Genomic DNA, 16,262 nt, shown 5'->3' on the forward strand with positions numbered 1-16,262 from the left:
CATGGCCCGAAAGAAAACAGCTCTGGACTTCGAGCAATCCCTCGCGGACCTGCAAACCCTGGTAGAACGCCTAGAGAATGGGCAGTTGTCCCTGGAAGACTCCCTTACGGCCTTCGAGCAGGGGATTCGTTTGACCCGTGAATGCCAGGATGCTCTGGCCGCCGCCGAAGTGAAGGTGCAACAATTGCTGGAGCGTGACGGGCAATTGGTCGAAGCCCCCCTGGATGTGGACGACAACGAATGATCGCCCAGTACCAGGCTCGCTGTCAGGCCCGGGTGGATGGGGCGTTGGAACACTTGTTACAACCCCCGTTGGTTGAATTGACCAGGTTGTACGAGGCCATGCGCTATAGCGTGATGAACGGCGGCAAGCGGGTGCGCCCCTTATTGGTCTACGCCGCTTGCGAAGCCCTGGCTGGCAACCCTGACAACGCCGACGGCGCCGCCTGCGCGGTAGAACTCATACATGCGTATTCTTTAGTGCATGACGACCTGCCCGCCATGGACGATGACGACCTTCGCCGTGGTCAGCCCACTACCCATAAAGCCTTCGACGAAGCCTGCGCGATCCTGGCCGGTGATGGTTTGCAGGCCATGGCCTTCACTGCGCTGGGCACACCTATGCTAGGGCAATTGACCGATGGCATTCGCCTGCAGATGGTCCAGGCCTTGGCCCAGGGCGCGGGCGCCGCGGGCATGGTGGGGGGGCAGGCCATCGACCTGGGGTCGGTGGGGTTGAAGCTGGATCAGGCCGCGCTAGAGCGTATGCACCGCCATAAGACCGGGGCATTGATCGAAGCCAGCGTGGTGCTGGGTGCGTTGGCCAGCCAGCATGCCCAAGCCCAAGACCTCCAGGCGTTGAAACTGTACGCCCAGGCCATTGGCCTGGCGTTCCAGGTACAGGACGACATTCTCGACGTCGAAAGCGATACTGCTACCCTCGGCAAACGCCAAGGGGCCGATATCGCCCGAGACAAACCCACTTACCCTGCCCTGCTCGGCCTGGCGCCCGCCAAGGCCTACGCGTTGGAACTGCGCGACCAGGCCCTGGAGGCCCTAAATGAATATGGCCCAGGCGCCGAGCCCCTGCGCGAACTGGCACGGTATATTGTCGAACGGCGCAGTTGAGGGTTGATAGTTGCAAAGGCCTGCTGCCACGCTCCCCCGTAGCAGTCCAGCTTGCTGGCGACCAGCCATGCGACGTATTGAACCCGGTCGCGGGCAAGCCCGGCGGCCACGGGATGTAGGGCCCTATCGCGAGGTGAGCCCCCTGGGCATTTCAGGTCTGGTAGCCGCCCCTGTCCTCGACATGTGTGATCGCTCTCCTACAGCTCCACGCCATAGGGTAAACTCTCCCTCTTTATGGCTTCCAAAACGATCTGCCTGATGCCTACCACGTTCCAAGAATTTCCCCGTGAGCGCCCCTCGACCCCGTTGCTGGACCGTGCCGACACGCCGGCCGGGCTGCGGCGCCTGGGTGAAGCCGAGCTGGAAGGCTTGGCCGATGAGCTACGCCAGGAGCTGCTGTACAGCGTTGGGCAGACCGGCGGGCACTTTGGTGCCGGGCTTGGGGTGATCGAGTTGACCATCGCCCTGCATTACGTATTCGATACCCCCGATGACCGCCTGGTGTGGGACGTGGGTCACCAGGCCTACCCGCACAAAATCCTTACCGGCCGTCGCGAGCGCATGCACAGCCTGCGTCAGAAGGATGGCCTGGCAGCGTTCCCGCGCCGCAGCGAAAGCCCCTACGACACCTTTGGCGTGGGCCATTCCAGCACGTCCATCAGTGCTGCCTTAGGCATGGCTATCGCCGCGCGCCTGCAAGGTAGCGGGCGCAAATCCATTGCCGTGATCGGCGACGGCGCGCTAACGGCAGGCATGGCGTTCGAAGCGCTCAACCACGCGCCCGAAGTGAATGCAGACATGCTGGTCATTCTCAATGACAACGACATGTCCATTTCCGCCAACGTGGGTGGGCTGTCCAACTACCTGGCCAAGATCCTCTCCAGCCGTACCTACGCGAGCATGCGCGAAGGCAGTAAAAAGGTGCTTTCAAGGTTGCCAGGCGCCTGGGAAATTGCCCGCCGCACCGAGGAATACGCCAAAGGCATGTTGGTGCCGGGTACCCTGTTCGAGGAGTTGGGCTGGAACTACATCGGCCCTATCGATGGCCACGACCTGCCTACCTTGATCGCCACCCTGCGTAACATGCGGGACCTCAAGGGCCCGCAATTCCTGCATGTGGTCACCAAGAAGGGCAAGGGTTTCGCGCCTGCTGAAGTAGACCCCATCGGCTATCACGCCATCACCAAACTTGAACCCCTGTCCCCGCCAGTCGCGCCGGTGAAAAAGCCCTCCGGGCCTAAGTACTCGAGCGTCTTCGGTCAGTGGTTATGCGACATGGCCGCCGCGGACGAGCGCCTGGTAGGTATAACCCCCGCCATGAAGGAAGGCTCTGACCTGGTAGCCTTCAGCGAACGCTTCCCGGAACGCTACTTTGACGTGGCCATTGCCGAACAGCATGCCGTGACCCTGGCCGCCGGCCTGGCGTGCGATGGCATCAAGCCTGTGGTAGCGATTTACTCCACGTTCCTGCAGCGGGGCTACGACCAACTGATCCATGACGTGGCGGTACAGGGCCTGGATGTGTTGTTCGCTATCGATCGGGCTGGCCTGGTAGGCGAAGACGGCCCTACCCACGCCGGCAGCTTCGACTTGTCTTACCTGCGCTGCGTGCCCGGCTTGGTGATCATGGCGCCGAGCGACGAAAACGAATTGCGCTTGATGCTGAGCACTGGCTTTCACCACCAAGGCCCGGCGGCGGTACGTTACCCACGGGGTACCGGCCCCAACGCGATCCTCGCGCCGGGCCTGGGTACGGTCGAAATTGGCAAGGGCGTAGTGCGCCGTAATGGCGAGGGTGTGGCCATACTGGTGTTTGGCGTACAGCTCACCGAGGCCCTGGCAGTTGCCGAGCGCTTGAATGCCACGGTGGTGGACATGCGCTTTGTGAAACCATTGGATGAAGCGCTGGTACGCGAGATGGCTAGCCAGCACTCCCTGCTTGTGACCTTGGAAGAAAACGCCATTATGGGCGGTGCGGGCTCTGCCGTGGGTGAGTTGCTCGCCCGGGAAGGTACGCTAGTGCCGCTGTTGCAGCTAGGCTTGCCGGATACCTACGTGGAACACGCCAAGCCCACCCAGATGTTGGCCGGGTGTGGGCTGGATGAAGCCGGTATAGAGGCGGCGATTCGCGCACGCCTTAAATAACAACATCATCCTGTAGGAGCCAGCAAAGCTGGCGAATAGCTATCCTCAAGAGATAGCCTTCGCCAGCCTTGCTGGCTCCTACAAAGGTGCTGGCGCTTACACGTTCATCGCTCCATCATATGCCCCAGCTTGCCTGCCTTGGTGGCCAAGTAGTGCTGGTTGTGGGGGTTATGCCCGGTATGCAGCGGCACGCGCTCTGCCACGGTAATGCCCATGTCGGTCAAGGCCTTTACCTTACGTGGGTTGTTGGTCATCAGGCGCAATGCTTTCACGCCCAGGTGTTCCAGCATCGGCAGGCAAATGGAGTAATCACGCTGGTCCGCGGCGAAGCCCAGCCGTTCGTTGGCCTCTACGGTATCCGCGCCCGCATCCTGCAACGCATAGGCGCGGATCTTGTTCAGTAAGCCGATACCCCGCCCTTCCTGACGTAAGTACAGCAGCACGCCTCGGCCTTCTTCGGCGATGGCTTTCAGTGCTGCTTCCAATTGCGAGCCGCAATCACAGCGCTGGCTGAACAGCGCATCCCCGGTAAGGCATTCGGAATGAACCCGGCCCAGTACTGGCGCGCCATCGGCGATGTCGCCCAAGCTCAGAATGACATGTTCACGCCCCGTAGCCTGCTCTAGAAAACCGTGCAGGGTAAAGGTGGCGAAGGGCGTAGGCAGCTTGGACGCGGCAACAAAAGCGACGGGCACTGTGTGCTCCTATCTGGGTAGGCTGGAAATGTCACATTGTAACATCAGCGCCACGCCTGGCTTAGCCGGAAATTTCAAACACTGCTATGAAGCCGCTCTATCACACTACCTGCTATTCGTGTGACTTAGCGGCTGCGGATGGTTCGAAGGGGTAAGGCATTTTCCAGCGGCTGTATAGCGGACGCAGCTGGCCGCTGGCGACCAGTTGGTCCATGCGAGCATCGAACAAGTCGCGCAAGGTACGGCCTCGCGGATTGTCGACAAAGCCTAGGTAAAGCGGCAAGTCGATCAAGTGGGTCAAGCGATAAGCGGCAGGGTTTGTCATCAAGCGTTGGATGTAGTCCATCTCTTGCTCCGCGTCGATGTAGTAATCGGCCCGGTCTCGCTTGAGCATTTCCAGAATGCCATCGCGCCGGCGGATTTCTTCATAGCGGGTAGCGGCAGACAAGTAGCGCTGGAATTCATACCCTTTGACCCAAGCCAGGCGATAGTTGCCAAGGGTGGCAGGGGTAGGCGCGGGATGCGTGGCCAGGCTCAGGGCATAGATGTGGTCCGTGTCGTAGCGCCAGCGAGGGTACAAAGCAGTTTGCTCGTTTTGATAGGAGCCCACCCAGGCGTCTGCCTCGCCACGCTGCACCAGGCCGACCGAGCGCACATAGGGCTCGATACGCCAGGCCACCTTATAGCCCGCCGGCTCGAAGATCATCCGCATCAAGTCCCAGCCCAGCCCAGTGCCATCAGCGCCGGTGTAGTCATTCCAGGCTTCACTGACAATCTCTACCGTTGCTGGCCCAGGTTCGGCCTGAACGCTGTTGCACAGCGCCGCAAGTAGTGCATACAACACCCAATACTTGAACATCGCCTCTCCTTGCCCTAGGGCCTAGCGCTTAATGACTACCTGCTCAGGTCACCAATACAACAATCCCTTGCATCGCCACCCAGGCGAATACACCCGCCAGCACATCGTCAAGCATAATGCCTACACCACCATGCACATGGCGGTCGATCCAGCGGATGGGCCATGGTTTGAGGATATCGAAGAAGCGGAACACCAGAAAACCGGTCAGCAGCCAATACCAACCCTCAGGCACCAGCCACAGAGTGATCCACATGCCGACCATTTCGTCCCACACGATACCTTCATGGTCGTGTACCCGAAGGTCGTCCGCGACCTTGCCGCATAGCCAGAAGCCGAACAGCATGGTCAGCCCCAGCATCAGCCAGTAGCCCCAGTCCGGTAGCAGTTGCCATAGCGGGATAAACGGCACAGCGACCATGGACCCCCAGGTGCCGGGCGCCTTGGGCAAAGTGCCCGAACCAAAGCCGAACGCCAGGAAGTGCCAAGGGTTGCGCCACACTGACGGCGGTACGAACTGCGCCGGCACCTGGTTCGGATGGTCTGTCACGGTTGCTCCTGAAAATGTTGATAACCCCGTTGGCGCGGGGTGATGTCTTGGGCCTGGTCGTCAAGCAGTTGTACACCGCTACCCGAAACAACCTGACCAATCACATGGAAGGTATGCCCGGCCTTGCGTAGTTGGGGCTTGAGCGCGGCAGGCAGGGTAAAGGCCAGCACGTAATCGTCGCCGCCGCACAGTGCCGCCTGTAGCGCCGCGGGGCCGCCAGCCAAACCTTGTACAGCATCTGACAGCGGCACACGGGATTGTTCGATCCGTAAACCGACCCCGGATGCCTCAGCGATATGCCCACAGTCAGCCAATAGGCCATCGGAAATATCCAAGGCTGCGCTAGCCAGCCCTCGCAAGGCCAGGCCCAAGGCAAACTGTGGGCGCGGGGACCAATAACGGGCCAACAAAGCCTCAGCCAGTGCGGCAGGCGCGGAGCGCTGGCCCAACACCAGCGGCAAGGCGCCTGCGGCCTCACCCAGGGTTCCGCCCACACAGAGTAGGTGCCCCGGCTTGGCACCGGCGCGGGTCAAAGCCGTGCCCGCTGGCACTGCCCCGAATACCGTTAGGGTAAGGCTGAGCGGGCCACGGGTGGTGTCCCCACCCACAAGACGAAGATCACAAGCCTGCGCCATGGCATCGAGCCCTTGAGCAAAGGCTTCGAGCCAGTGGGTATCTACCTGAGGAAGCGTGAGCGCCAGGGTGAAGCCCAGGGGCGTAGCGCCCATGGCGGCCAGGTCGCTCGCCGCCACTGCCAAAGCACGCTGGCCCAAGGCTGCTGGCGGTGCCTGATGGGGGAAATGCACGCCCTCCACCAGGGTATCAGTGGACACCGCCAGTTGCTCCCCAGGCCCTGGGGCCAATAACGCACAATCGTCCCCAATGCCCAAGGCTATGCCCGGCCCCCGGCGAGCGCAGGCCGCTGCCGCGAAAAAGCGGCGAATCAGTTCGAACTCGCCGAGCGCCACGGCGTTAACGCTTGTGCGCGTTGACTTCCGGCCCGCGAAGGGTCGGGGCTAGCTTGTCTAGCACGCCGTTGACGAACTTATGCCCGTCGGTAGCGCCGTAAATCTTCGCCAGCTCAATGCCTTCGTTGATCACCACGCGGTAAGGCACGTCGATGCGCTTGAGCAACTCGAAGGTGGACAAACGCAACACGGCCAGTTCGACCGGATCTAGCTCATCCAGGATGATATCGACACAGGGCGTGAGCGCATTGTCGATTTCGGTTTTGTTGGTGGCAACGCCGTGGAGCAGCTCACGGAAGTAAGCGCCATCCACATCGCTGAAGTCGTTGTCCACGCGGAACTGCGCTTCGATTTCGTTCAGCGAATGCTTGGCAATGTGCCACTGATACAGCGCCTGGGTCGCCATTTTGCGAGCTTCGCGCCGCTTGGCGCTCTTGCTCTTGGCGGTGGCGGGGTCTTTAGGTTCCCGGGGGTTGAACGCTTCGTTTTCGTCGTTGATCACTTGGCCTCCAACTGCGCCAGCAGGCTCACCATTTCAAGGGCGGACAGGGCCGCTTCGGCGCCCTTGTTGCCTGCCTTGGTGCCGGAACGCTCGATGGCTTGCTCGATGGAATCGACGGTCAGCACGCCAAAGGCCACAGGCACACCGAACTCCATGGAAACCTGGGACAGGCCCTTGGTGCACTCGCCGGCCACGTATTCGAAATGCGGCGTGCCGCCACGGATCACCGCGCCCAGGGCGATAATGGCGTCGAACTCGCTGCGCTGGGCCACTTTTTGCGCGACCAGCGGAATTTCAAAGGCCCCTGGGGCGCGAATGATGGTGATGTTGTCTTCGGTGATACCGTGGCGGACCAGGGCATCCACTGCGCCGCTGACCAGGCTTTCCACGACGAAGCTGTTGAAGCGCCCAACTACCAGCGCATAGCGCCCTTGAGGGGCAATGAAGGTACCTTCGATGGTCTTCAGGGTCATTCGGCGATCTCGTATTAAAGAGCCAGGCCGCTCTGGGCGGCCTGTGGGTAAGTAAAGTCGAAAAGCAGGCGATGATGCCTGTTTATTCGGAGGGCACGTATTCTACAACTTCCAGATCGAATCCGGATATCGCGTTGAATTTCATCGGCGAACTCATCAGGCGCATTTTGCGCACGCCCAAGTCACGCAAAATCTGCGAACCGGCGCCAACGATGCTGTAAGTGGTGGGCTTTTTCACGGGCAAATGCCCCGTCGCCTCGCGGATGTGCGCCAGCAAGGCGTCGCCGTCCGGCGCGTAGCCCAGCAGCAATACTACCCCGCTGCCTGCCTGAGCCACGGTGGTCATGGCTGCGCGCAGGCTCCAGCGCCCAGGCTGGCGCACCATCAACAGGTCGCGCAAGGGGTCCATGTTATGCACCCGCACAAGGGTCGCCTGCTCGGCGTGGATTTCACCAAGGGTAAGGGCCATGTGCACATCGCCCTCTACCGAGTCCCGATAGGTCACCAGGTTGAAACGCCCCAGCTCGCTGTCCAGCGGTTGCTCACCCACGCGCTGCACAGTGCGCTCGTGGATCATCCGGTAGTGAATCAAGTCGGCGATGGTGCCGATCTTGATGTTGTGTTCGGCGGCGAAGGCTTCCAGTTCGGCGCGGCGCGACATGGTGCCATCGTCGTTCATCACTTCGCAGATCACCCCCGCCGGCTCGAACCCGGCCATGCGCGCCAGGTCGCAGGCCGCTTCGGTATGGCCCGCGCGGGCCAGCGTGCCGCCCGGTTGGGCCATGAGTGGGAAGATATGCCCGGGGCTGACGATGTCTTCAGCCACCGCCTCCTTGCCAGCCGCGGCCTGCACGGTACGAGCCCGGTCAGCGGCGGAAATGCCCGTGGTCACCCCTTCGGCGGCCTCGATGGAAACCGTGAACTTGGTGCCGAAGCCTGAGCCGTTGCGCGGCGCCATCAGCGGCAGCTTGAGGGTTTCGCAGCGCTCCCGGGTCATGGGCATGCAAATCAGCCCACAGGCGAAGCGCGCCATGAAGTTAATGTGCTCGGCCTGGCAGCATTCGGCGGCCATGATCAGGTCGCCTTCGTTCTCGCGGTCTTCGTCATCCATCAGGATGACCATCTTGCCCTGGCGAATATCTTCCACCAGCTCTTCGATCGTGTTGAGCGCCACGCGGCAGCCCCCTTTTGCTTATTTCAGGTAGCCGTTGGCGGCCAGGAAACTTTCGGTAATGCCACCCTGGCCAGGCTCGGCGGCTTTGTCGCCCAGCAACAGACGCTCCAGGTAGCGAGCCAGTAGGTCTACCTCAAGGTTGACCCGACGACCTGGGCGGTAGTCGGCCATGATGGTTTCGGCCAGGGTATGAGGAACGATGGTCAGCTCGAAATTGGCGCCGTCCACGGCATTCACGGTCAGGCTGGTGCCATCCACAGTGATCGAACCCTTGTGGGCGATGTAACGGGCCAATTCTTTGGGGGCACGCAGGGTGAACTGCACGGCGCGGGCGTTTTCGCTACGCGCAACGACTTCGCCCACGCCGTCCACATGGCCACTGACCAGATGGCCGCCCAGGCGGCTGCTCGGGGTCAGGGCTTTTTCCAGGTTCACCGGGCTGCCGGCCTTAAGGTCGTTGAACGCGGTGCAGTCGAGGGTTTCGCGGCTAACGTCGGCCCAGAAGCCATCGCCGGGCAGTTCCACGGCGGTCAGGCACACGCCGTTTACCGCGATGCTGTCCCCCAGCTTGACGTCGGCCAGGTCCAATTTGCCCGTGCTCACGTAAACACGTACGTCGCCGCCCTTGGGCGTGAGGGTGCGGATGCTGCCAATGGATTCGATGATGCCGGTAAACATGCAACCTCCGAAAAACAGGAATTATACGGGCCCAACGGGCGCTGGCACGGCAATGACCTGCCAGTCGTCGCCCACCGCGCGCATTTGCGTGATTTTTAATCGCGGGGCCTCGGCCATTTGGGCCAGGGGCCAGTCCAGCAGGGGCCGGGCGCTGGAGCCCAGGAACATCCCTGCCACGAACAAATGGTATTCATCCACCAATCCTGCCTGGGCAAAGGCACCGGCCAGGCGGGGGCCGGCTTCTACCAGTACCTCATTGGCGCCGCGCCGCGCCAGGGTTTGGAGCAGGCGGGCTAGGGCCACTTGACCATTGGCGCCTGGCAGTACCAATGTTTCAGCGCCAACCGCCTCGTACAGGGCAGCCTGCGTGGGCGGCTGGGCACAGGCCACCAGCGCGGGGCCTGCGGCAAAGAAGGGCGCGCTGGTAGGTACCCGCAGGCGGCCATCCACCACCACCCGCAACGGCGGCCTGCTGGCGGCCAAGCTTACCAGAGGCTCGGGCAAGCCCAACTCGGCCGGGCGCACGGTCAGCCGCGCGGCGTCGGCCAGTACCGTGTCGGCGCCGGTCACTACCACGCTGGAGCGGGCCCGCAGCCGTTGCACCGCGCGGCGCGCATCGGGGCCGGTGATCCACTGGCTTTCGCCACTGGCCATAGCCGTGCGCCCGTCCAGGCTCATGGCCAGCTTTACCCGCACATACGGCAGGCCATGCTCCATGCGCTTGATAAAACCAGGATTCAGGGCACGGGCTTCAGCTTCCAGCACACCGGCATGCACGCTCAGGCCAGCCGCCGCCAAGCGCGTCAAACCCTGCCCACCCACCTGGGGATTGGGATCGCGCATGGCCGCTACCACACGGCTTACGCCCGCGGCGAGCAAGGCATCGGCACAGGGCGGCGTGCGCCCATGGTGGCTACAGGGTTCTAGCGTAACATAGGCAGTGGCGCCACGGGCTGCTTCACCGGCCTGACGCAAGGCGTGGACTTCGGCGTGGGGCTCACCGGCACGCACGTGCCAGCCCTCTCCCACCACCTGTTCACCCTGCACAATCACACAGCCCACCCGTGGGTTGGGGTGGGTGGAGTACAGGCCCTGGCGCGCCAATTCCAAGGCCCGCGCCATAAAGCGGTGATCCAGTACGTTTTGATCGAGCGTGGTCATTTGTTCGCAGGCTCCCGTGCCAGACGGTCCAGCTCTTCGCGGAATTCATCCAGGGCCTGGAAACGCCGGTACACCGAGGCGAAGCGGATATAGGCGACTTCATCGAGCTTGCGCAACTCAGCCATCACCAGCTCGCCCACGACCAGGGATTTGACCTCCCGCTCGCCGGTGGCGCGCAATTGGCCTTTGATATGGCCAAGGGCTGCTTCCAGCCGCTCGATGCTCACCGGGCGTTTTTCCAGCGCCCGCTGCATGCCTGCGCGCAGTTTCTCCTCGTCGAATGGTTGCCGGCTGCCGTCCTGCTTGATCAGCCGGGGCAGTACCAGCTCGGCGGTTTCGAAGGTGGTGAAACGCTCGCCACAGGCCAGGCATTCGCGACGGCGACGGACCTGCTCGCCCTCGGCAACCAGGCGCGAATCGATGACTTTGGTGTCGTTGGCACCGCAGAAGGGACAGTGCATGGTGACCGGCATGTTCGGAAATGGACGCCAATGTTAGCGCATCGCCCGGCTCAGACACAGCCTTGGTAGCGAGACAGCGGCAAGGCTTTACGGTATATAGGCCCTGCGCGCCGCGCGACCTCACATGCCTACAGGAACGGGCCACCCCATGACAGTACGTTCACTTGCCTTGCTCTGCTGCCTCGGCCTGCTTGCCGCCTGTGCCGGCGAGCCGCCTAAACCAGCCCCGGCACCCGCTCCTGCCAAGGTGGCGGCCCCCGACATTCGCGACCCCGAACCCCTCGGGCCCTTGCCGGCCTATCAGCGCGAACTCAGCGGTACGCTCAATGCCATCCCCAAAGGCGCGGAGGTAGAACTGGCGCTGTTGGTGGTTGATGAACGAGGCCGCCCACAACAACTGCTGGCCAATACCACCGTGGCGGGCACGGGCAAGCCGCTGCCATTTGCACTGCGCTTCAACCCTGACGCCTTCCCCCAGGGTGGCCGCGTGGAGTTGCGAGGCCGAGCCAGCCAGTCTGGGCAGTTGATCCTGCACCTGACCCCGCGGCAGATCGGCGGCCCCGCTACCCAGGCGCTGGGCGCGCTGGAAATGGTCAAGGCCCCTTGAGTGCCGCTGGCTAGGCTACAAGCCTGACCTGGCCGAACCCGACGCGTTTCGCCAAGTAAGCTTGTACCTGGGGCGGCCGTGACTTTCAGGGCAGGCCCGCACCCTTTATAGTGTCGCCAACCTTGCCTTCTTCGAGATTCACCATGAGTCAGGATTCCCCGTACATCTTCGACGCTACCGACGCGAACTTTCAGCAACTGGTCATCGAGAAATCGTTCGACCAACCGGTGCTGGTGGATTTCTGGGCCGACTGGTGCGCGCCCTGCAAAGCCCTGATGCCCGTGCTGCAGAAAATCACCGAGGGCTACCAGGGTGAGCTGCTACTGGCCAAAGTGAACTGCGACCAAGAGCAGCAAGTGGTGGCCATGTTCGGCGTGCGTAGCCTGCCGACCGTGGTGCTGTTCAAGGACGGCCAGCCAGTGGATGGTTTCGCCGGCGCGCAGCCAGAGTCGGCCATTCGCGCCATGCTTGAACCCCACGTAGCAGAGCCGGCCCCAGCCGCCTCAGACCCTTTCGAGCAGGCCCAGGGCCTGTTCGCCGAAGGCCGATTTGGCGAAGCCGAAACGGTGCTGCAGGGGTTGCTAAGCACGGACAACAGCAATGCCGCGGCGCTGATTCTCTATGCCCGCTGCCTGGCTGAGCGCAGTGAACTGGGTGAAGCCGAAACCGTGCTCAACGCCGTGACTGGCGATGAACACAAGGCCGCGCTAGCGGGTGCCAAGGCCCAATTGACCTTCCTGCGCCAGGCTGGGGATTTGCCCGACGCTGCTGATTTGAAAACCCGTTTGGCGCAAAACCCAGGGGACGACGAGGCGGCCTATCAGCTGGCCGTGCGTCAACTGGCCCGGCAGCAATACGATGCCGCGTTGGATGGATTGCTCAAATTGTTCCAACGCAACCGCGGCTATAACGAAGGCCTGCCCCATAAAACCCTGCTTCAGGTGTTCGACCTGCTGGGCAACGATCACCCGCTGGTCACCACCTACCGCCGTAAGCTGTTTGCGGCGTTGTATTAACCTCCCGTAGGCACCGTCTTGGCTCTCACCTCGCAAGTGGAGCCATACATCTCGTAGCAGCAGGCCTTGGCCTGCGACCGCCTTGGCATCGTGTTGAGCTGGTCGCGAGCAAGCTCTGCTGCTACGGAGCGACACCGTGGCGTAGCCAAGCCTTTACCTCTCTGCCCAGATATAAAGCGGCGCATCCCCGCCGCTTACCACGCGCACCTGTTCACAATGGCGCAGCCTCACCAACAAGCGTTTGCCCGCCGCGGGACTGCCTGCCAGGCCTTCTAGTTGCTCGAACAATGCAGGCCCGCTGACCTGCCCGGCGCTTTTGACCAAGGCCAATGCGTTTTGCCACAGGGTCTCGGTGGGAGCCACGCGGGCGGAGGTAGGGTTTGCGGGTACCTCGGCAGGCTCCCCGGTAGCACCTTGGGATGTAACCTCTAAGCCCTGTACGGCCGTTCGAAGGCCAGCCCAATCGCTATCGCTCAGCTCGATAGTCAGATCCACCGGCCAAGGGCCAACGGTGCCTGTAATTCTGATCATCCCTTCACCTCATTAAGCCGCAGGCAACCTTATCATGAGCACCGTTGGCATGGCGGGCGGCTGCACTTGGCCCAAGCGCTAACTTCGTTATAACATAACGGCAAATTCACCAGGTCAGACTCCCATGCGCCCTACGCTCCTTGCCCTTACCCTTGCCTTGCTTTCTCCATTCAGCCACGCCGCCACTGCTGAAAAGCCCCATGCCCACGGTAGCCTTGCCCCTCACGAACACGGTACGGCGCGGCTAGACATTGCCTTGGAAGGCAAAACCCTGGCCTTAGACTTGGACAGCCCTGCCATGAACCTGGTGGGCTTCGAACACGCGGCCTCGACCGACGCTGACCGTGCCGCTATCGCCAAGGCCCGCGAGCAGCTGGGCCAGCCCCTGCAGCTATTCAACCTGCCAACCGCCGCAGGCTGCAGCGTGACCCGCATGGACTTGCAAAGCCCGCTGTTTGGCAATGCCGCGCCCGAGCCAGCAGATCACGACCACGACGATGATGATCACGACCACGATGAAGGCGCAGCTGGCCATCACGAGCACAGCGATGTAGACGGGCACTTCCAATTCCAGTGTGAACACCCCGAGGTACTCCAGGGCCTGGACTTGAGCCGCTTCTTTAAAACCTTCCCGGCCACCCACAAGGTGCTGGTACAGGGCGTGACCGCTAACGGCCAAGTAGGCCACGAGGCCACGCCCGACGACAGCAAGCTGGCCTTCTGACCCATGACCCAGGCATTGATCGAGCTGCATGAATTGGGCTATGCCTGGCCGGGCCAAGCCGAGTTGCTGGACTTGCCCGCTCTGCGCGTTAACGGCGGCGAGCGGGTATTCCTGCGTGGCCCCAGCGGCAGCGGCAAAACCACCCTGCTGGGGTTGCTGGGCGGCGTGCAACTGCCCAGCCGGGGCAAGGTGTGCCTGCTCGGCCAAGACCTGGCCCGGTTGAAACAAGGTGCCCGGGACCGCTTCCGGGTGAACCACACCGGTTATATTTTCCAGCAGTTCAACCTGCTGCCGTTTTTATCGGTGCAGGACAACGTACTGCTGCCCTGCAGGTTCTCGCCCTTGCGGGCGAGCCGCGCCGAACAGCGCCATGGCAGCCAAACCAAGGCGGCTCACACCTTGCTGGGCCACCTGGGGCTACCGGCCGAGCTATGGGGGCGGCGCGCCGATGCGTTGTCCATTGGCCAGCAACAACGGGTGGCCGCAGCCCGCGCGTTGATTGGCCAGCCGGAACTGGTCATTGCCGACGAGCCTACCTCCGCGCTGGACACCGACGCGCGAGAAGCCTTCCTGAATGTGCTGTTCGAAGAATGCCAGGCCAGCGGTGCCGGCCTACTGTTCGTAAGCCACGACCAAAGCCTGGCACCGCTGTTCGATCGCGCGTTGTCCCTCGCTGACCTCAACCGCGCCGCGCGCCCCCGGGAAGCCTGATGCCTTTGTTACGCCTTGCCCTGGCCAGCCTGGCCAACCGCCGCTTCACCGCCGCGCTCACTGCGTTCGCCATTGCCGTGTCGGTATGCCTGTTGCTGGCGGTGGAGCGCGTGCGCACCGAAGCCCGCGCCAGCTTCGCCAGTACCATCAGCGGTACCGACCTGGTCGTCGGCGCCCGCTCCGGCTCCCTCAACCTATTGCTGTATTCGGTATTCCGCATCGGCAATGCCACCAACAACATTCGTTGGAGCAGTTACCAGCATTACGTGCAAGATCCTCGGGTGAAATGGGCCATTCCCATTTCCCTGGGAGACTCCCACCGGGGCTATCGGGTGATGGGCACAGACCACAATTATTTCGAGCACTACCACTATGGCCGCGGCCAGGCACTGGCGCTGGCCGAGGGCCGGCCTTTTGCCGATGACCCGTTCGAAGTGGTACTGGGCGCCGAAGTGGCCCAAGCGCTGCACTACAAACCAGGGGACCGCCTGGTGCTGGCCCATGGGGTAGCAACCATTAGCCTGGTCAAGCATGACGACAAGCCCTTTACCGTGGTGGGCATTCTCAAACGTACCGGCACACCGGTGGACCGCACGCTGCATATCAGCCTGGCGGGCATGGAAGCAATCCACGTGGATTGGCACAACGGCATGCCTGCGCGCGGGGCTGAGCGGGTCAGCGCGGACCAGGCCCGGGCCATGGACCTAACGCCTAAAGCCATTACCGCCTTCCTGCTGGGGCTTAACAACCGGGTGACCACCTTCGCCCTGCAACGGGAGATCAACGAATACCTGGACGAGCCGTTGCTGGCCATCCTACCGGGTGTTGCCCTACAGGAACTGTGGAGCCTGATGGGCACCGCCGAGAAAGCGCTGTTCGTGGTATCGCTATTCGTAGTGCTGACCGGCTTGATCGGCATGCTCACAGCTATCCTTACCAGCCTTAATGAACGGCGACGGGAGATGGCCATTTTGCGCTCGGTGGGCGCGCGGCCCTGGCATATCGCGGTGCTGCTGATTGCAGAAGCGGGCGCGCTGGCCCTGGCAGGCATTGCGGCCGGCGTGGCGCTGCTGTATGTAGGTATCGCCTGTAGCCAAGGCTATGTGCAAGCCAGCTATGGGCTTTACCTGCCCTTGGCGTTGCCCAGCGCCTATGAATGGAGCTTGCTCGGGCTGGTGTGGGGCGCGGCCTTGTTGATGGGCGCCTTGCCGGCCTGGCGGGCCTATCGCCAGTCGCTCGCCGATGGCCTGACCGTACACCTGTGATGAGGCTGCCATGCGCGCGCTGCTGATGCTTATTATGTTGATGGTCTGCGGCGTGAGCCAGGGGGCCGAGGTGCGAGAGCTGACGTGGGAAGCGCTGGTGCCCCCGGATGCACCCAAGATCGCCCCGGTAATGACCCCCATGCATGACTTGTCCAAGCTGGCCAGCGGCTTGGCCGAGTTGGCCCCGGCGGCCCATCAGACCGAGCCCCATGCGCCAGTGGTCAAGGCTTTGGACGGGCTTCAGGTGCGTTTGCCTGGTTACATCGTGCCACTGGAAGTGGGCGAAGATGGCCGGACCACGGACTTTCTTCTGGTGCCGTATTACGGGGCTTGTATCCATGTACCGCCGCCGCCTTCGAACCAGATCGTGCATGTGACCACCGAGGCCGGCGTGAAAATCGAGGAGTTGTACCAGCCCTATTGGATAGAAGGCCGCCTGTTGGTCAAATCCAGTGGCAGCGAACTGGCCCAGGCCGGCTACCAGATGGAAGGCGAGAAGATCTTCGCCTACGAGTTGCCGGACTGACCTTCGGGTGCGACAGCAGGTCGCACCCCACGAGCAGGCATTTAATGATCTAGGTCAATGGATCCGCTCAGGTAGAGGTCCAGGATTGAAC

The 16,262-nt window shown here is 62.4% G+C and carries 20 protein-coding genes; 9 read left to right on the plus strand and 11 right to left on the minus strand.

Going from position 1 to position 16,262, the window contains the following annotated elements:
• Window position 1: 1 nt before the first annotated feature.
• From ACWKV4_RS02235 to dxs, 3 genes are all read left to right on the plus strand, one after another.
• On the plus strand, window positions 2-244 hold the full coding sequence (locus ACWKV4_RS02235) for an exodeoxyribonuclease VII small subunit (protein WP_483830494.1): 243 nt from the start codon (window positions 2-4) through the stop codon (window positions 242-244).
• The gene (gene ispA, locus ACWKV4_RS02240; RefSeq protein WP_483830495.1) at window positions 241-1,128 is read left to right on the plus strand and encodes a (2E,6E)-farnesyl diphosphate synthase; all 888 of its coding nucleotides are present in this window, start codon (window positions 241-243) and stop codon (window positions 1,126-1,128) included. The genes ACWKV4_RS02235 and ispA overlap by 4 nt, the downstream gene beginning before the upstream one ends.
• 258 nt (window positions 1,129-1,386) lie before the next feature.
• Window positions 1,387-3,273: a 1-deoxy-D-xylulose-5-phosphate synthase gene (dxs, locus tag ACWKV4_RS02245; RefSeq protein WP_483830496.1), complete on the plus strand. Its 1,887-nt coding sequence runs from the start codon at window positions 1,387-1,389 to the stop codon at window positions 3,271-3,273.
• Window positions 3,274-3,377: 104 nt separating this feature from the next.
• On the opposite strand, the gene ribA is transcribed toward dxs, so the two are convergent.
• From ribA to nrdR, 10 genes are all read right to left on the minus strand, one after another.
• The gene (ribA, locus tag ACWKV4_RS02250) at window positions 3,378-3,968 is read right to left on the minus strand and encodes a GTP cyclohydrolase II (protein ID WP_483830497.1); all 591 of its coding nucleotides are present in this window, start codon (window positions 3,966-3,968) and stop codon (window positions 3,378-3,380) included.
• Between the two features lie 112 nt (window positions 3,969-4,080).
• Entirely contained in the window at window positions 4,081-4,827 is a 747-nt protein-coding gene (locus ACWKV4_RS02255; protein ID WP_483830498.1) for a substrate-binding periplasmic protein, read from the minus strand.
• A gap of 43 nt (window positions 4,828-4,870) precedes the next feature.
• A complete protein-coding gene (locus ACWKV4_RS02260; RefSeq protein WP_483830499.1) occupies window positions 4,871-5,374 on the minus strand; it encodes a phosphatidylglycerophosphatase A family protein in 504 nt (167 codons plus the stop codon).
• Window positions 5,371-6,342 carry a thiamine-phosphate kinase gene (gene thiL / locus ACWKV4_RS02265; RefSeq protein ID WP_483830500.1) on the minus strand — a complete coding sequence of 324 codons (972 nt, stop codon included), beginning with the start codon at window positions 6,340-6,342 and terminating at the stop codon, window positions 5,371-5,373. Before thiL ends, ACWKV4_RS02260 begins: the two co-directional genes overlap by 4 nt.
• Window positions 6,343-6,346: 4 nt before the next feature.
• Window positions 6,347-6,844, minus strand: a complete 498-nt coding sequence (nusB, locus tag ACWKV4_RS02270; protein ID WP_483830501.1) for a transcription antitermination factor NusB — start codon at window positions 6,842-6,844, stop codon at window positions 6,347-6,349.
• Window positions 6,841-7,317, minus strand: coding sequence for a 6,7-dimethyl-8-ribityllumazine synthase (gene ribH / locus ACWKV4_RS02275; protein ID WP_483830502.1), 477 nt, complete (start codon window positions 7,315-7,317; stop codon window positions 6,841-6,843). Before ribH ends, nusB begins: the two co-directional genes overlap by 4 nt.
• Before the next feature lie 82 nt (window positions 7,318-7,399).
• Entirely contained in the window at window positions 7,400-8,491 is a 1,092-nt protein-coding gene (gene ribBA, locus ACWKV4_RS02280) for a bifunctional 3,4-dihydroxy-2-butanone-4-phosphate synthase/GTP cyclohydrolase II (RefSeq protein ID WP_483830503.1), read from the minus strand.
• Window positions 8,492-8,509: 18 nt separating this feature from the next.
• On the minus strand, window positions 8,510-9,169 hold the full coding sequence (locus tag ACWKV4_RS02285; protein ID WP_483830504.1) for a riboflavin synthase: 660 nt from the start codon (window positions 9,167-9,169) through the stop codon (window positions 8,510-8,512).
• Window positions 9,170-9,190: 21 nt separating this feature from the next.
• On the minus strand, window positions 9,191-10,330 hold the full coding sequence (gene ribD / locus ACWKV4_RS02290) for a bifunctional diaminohydroxyphosphoribosylaminopyrimidine deaminase/5-amino-6-(5-phosphoribosylamino)uracil reductase RibD (RefSeq protein WP_483830505.1): 1,140 nt from the start codon (window positions 10,328-10,330) through the stop codon (window positions 9,191-9,193).
• Window positions 10,327-10,791, minus strand: a complete 465-nt coding sequence (nrdR, locus tag ACWKV4_RS02295) for a transcriptional regulator NrdR (RefSeq protein WP_483830506.1) — start codon at window positions 10,789-10,791, stop codon at window positions 10,327-10,329. Before nrdR ends, ribD begins: the two co-directional genes overlap by 4 nt.
• 148 nt (window positions 10,792-10,939) lie before the next feature.
• On the opposite strand from nrdR, the gene ACWKV4_RS02300 reads away from it, so the two are divergent.
• Window positions 10,940-11,398: a YbaY family lipoprotein gene (locus tag ACWKV4_RS02300; RefSeq protein ID WP_483830507.1), complete on the plus strand. Its 459-nt coding sequence runs from the start codon at window positions 10,940-10,942 to the stop codon at window positions 11,396-11,398.
• Between the two features lie 143 nt (window positions 11,399-11,541).
• Window positions 11,542-12,414 carry a thioredoxin gene (gene trxA, locus ACWKV4_RS02305; RefSeq protein WP_483830508.1) on the plus strand — a complete coding sequence of 291 codons (873 nt, stop codon included), beginning with the start codon at window positions 11,542-11,544 and terminating at the stop codon, window positions 12,412-12,414.
• A 153-nt stretch (window positions 12,415-12,567) separates the two neighbouring features.
• On the opposite strand, the gene ACWKV4_RS02310 is transcribed toward trxA, so the two are convergent.
• On the minus strand, window positions 12,568-12,945 hold the full coding sequence (locus ACWKV4_RS02310) for a hypothetical protein (RefSeq protein ID WP_483830509.1): 378 nt from the start codon (window positions 12,943-12,945) through the stop codon (window positions 12,568-12,570).
• A gap of 124 nt (window positions 12,946-13,069) precedes the next feature.
• On the opposite strand from ACWKV4_RS02310, the gene ACWKV4_RS02315 reads away from it, so the two are divergent.
• Genes ACWKV4_RS02315 through ACWKV4_RS02330 form a run of 4 tightly spaced genes read left to right on the plus strand, consistent with a single transcriptional unit; the run spans window position 13,070 to window position 16,171 of the window.
• Window positions 13,070-13,669, plus strand: a complete 600-nt coding sequence (locus ACWKV4_RS02315; protein ID WP_483830510.1) for a DUF2796 domain-containing protein — start codon at window positions 13,070-13,072, stop codon at window positions 13,667-13,669.
• A 3-nt stretch (window positions 13,670-13,672) separates the two neighbouring features.
• A complete protein-coding gene (locus ACWKV4_RS02320) occupies window positions 13,673-14,380 on the plus strand; it encodes an ATP-binding cassette domain-containing protein (protein WP_483830511.1) in 708 nt (235 codons plus the stop codon).
• Window positions 14,380-15,645 carry an ABC transporter permease gene (locus tag ACWKV4_RS02325; RefSeq protein WP_483830512.1) on the plus strand — a complete coding sequence of 422 codons (1,266 nt, stop codon included), beginning with the start codon at window positions 14,380-14,382 and terminating at the stop codon, window positions 15,643-15,645. The genes ACWKV4_RS02320 and ACWKV4_RS02325 overlap by 1 nt, the downstream gene beginning before the upstream one ends.
• 10 nt (window positions 15,646-15,655) lie before the next feature.
• Window positions 15,656-16,171, plus strand: coding sequence for a DUF3299 domain-containing protein (locus ACWKV4_RS02330; protein ID WP_483830513.1), 516 nt, complete (start codon window positions 15,656-15,658; stop codon window positions 16,169-16,171).
• Window positions 16,172-16,262: the final 91 nt, after the last annotated feature.

The organism is Pseudomonas artemisiae (assembly GCF_057128685.1).

What these genes read in the sequence shown, in the direction of transcription:
- ispA (WP_483830495.1), top strand. Translation starts at nt 241, where the DNA reads ATGATCGCCCAGTACCAGGCTCGCTGTCAGGCCCGGGTGGATGGGGCG.
- ACWKV4_RS02330 (WP_483830513.1), top strand. Translation starts at nt 15,656, where the DNA reads ATGCGCGCGCTGCTGATGCTTATTATGTTGATGGTCTGCGGCGTGAGC.
- dxs (WP_483830496.1), top strand. Translation starts at nt 1,387, where the DNA reads ATGCCTACCACGTTCCAAGAATTTCCCCGTGAGCGCCCCTCGACCCCG.
- ACWKV4_RS02255 (WP_483830498.1), bottom strand. Translation starts at nt 4,827, where the DNA reads ATGTTCAAGTATTGGGTGTTGTATGCACTACTTGCGGCGCTGTGCAAC.
- ACWKV4_RS02325 (WP_483830512.1), top strand. Translation starts at nt 14,380, where the DNA reads ATGCCTTTGTTACGCCTTGCCCTGGCCAGCCTGGCCAACCGCCGCTTC.
- ACWKV4_RS02235 (WP_483830494.1), top strand. Translation starts at nt 2, where the DNA reads ATGGCCCGAAAGAAAACAGCTCTGGACTTCGAGCAATCCCTCGCGGAC.
- ACWKV4_RS02310 (WP_483830509.1), bottom strand. Translation starts at nt 12,945, where the DNA reads ATGATCAGAATTACAGGCACCGTTGGCCCTTGGCCGGTGGATCTGACT.
- ribD (WP_483830505.1), bottom strand. Translation starts at nt 10,330, where the DNA reads ATGACCACGCTCGATCAAAACGTACTGGATCACCGCTTTATGGCGCGG.
- ACWKV4_RS02320 (WP_483830511.1), top strand. Translation starts at nt 13,673, where the DNA reads ATGACCCAGGCATTGATCGAGCTGCATGAATTGGGCTATGCCTGGCCG.
- ribH (WP_483830502.1), bottom strand. Translation starts at nt 7,317, where the DNA reads ATGACCCTGAAGACCATCGAAGGTACCTTCATTGCCCCTCAAGGGCGC.
- ACWKV4_RS02300 (WP_483830507.1), top strand. Translation starts at nt 10,940, where the DNA reads ATGACAGTACGTTCACTTGCCTTGCTCTGCTGCCTCGGCCTGCTTGCC.
- nrdR (WP_483830506.1), bottom strand. Translation starts at nt 10,791, where the DNA reads ATGCACTGTCCCTTCTGCGGTGCCAACGACACCAAAGTCATCGATTCG.
- ACWKV4_RS02315 (WP_483830510.1), top strand. Translation starts at nt 13,070, where the DNA reads ATGCGCCCTACGCTCCTTGCCCTTACCCTTGCCTTGCTTTCTCCATTC.
- ACWKV4_RS02285 (WP_483830504.1), bottom strand. Translation starts at nt 9,169, where the DNA reads ATGTTTACCGGCATCATCGAATCCATTGGCAGCATCCGCACCCTCACG.
- trxA (WP_483830508.1), top strand. Translation starts at nt 11,542, where the DNA reads ATGAGTCAGGATTCCCCGTACATCTTCGACGCTACCGACGCGAACTTT.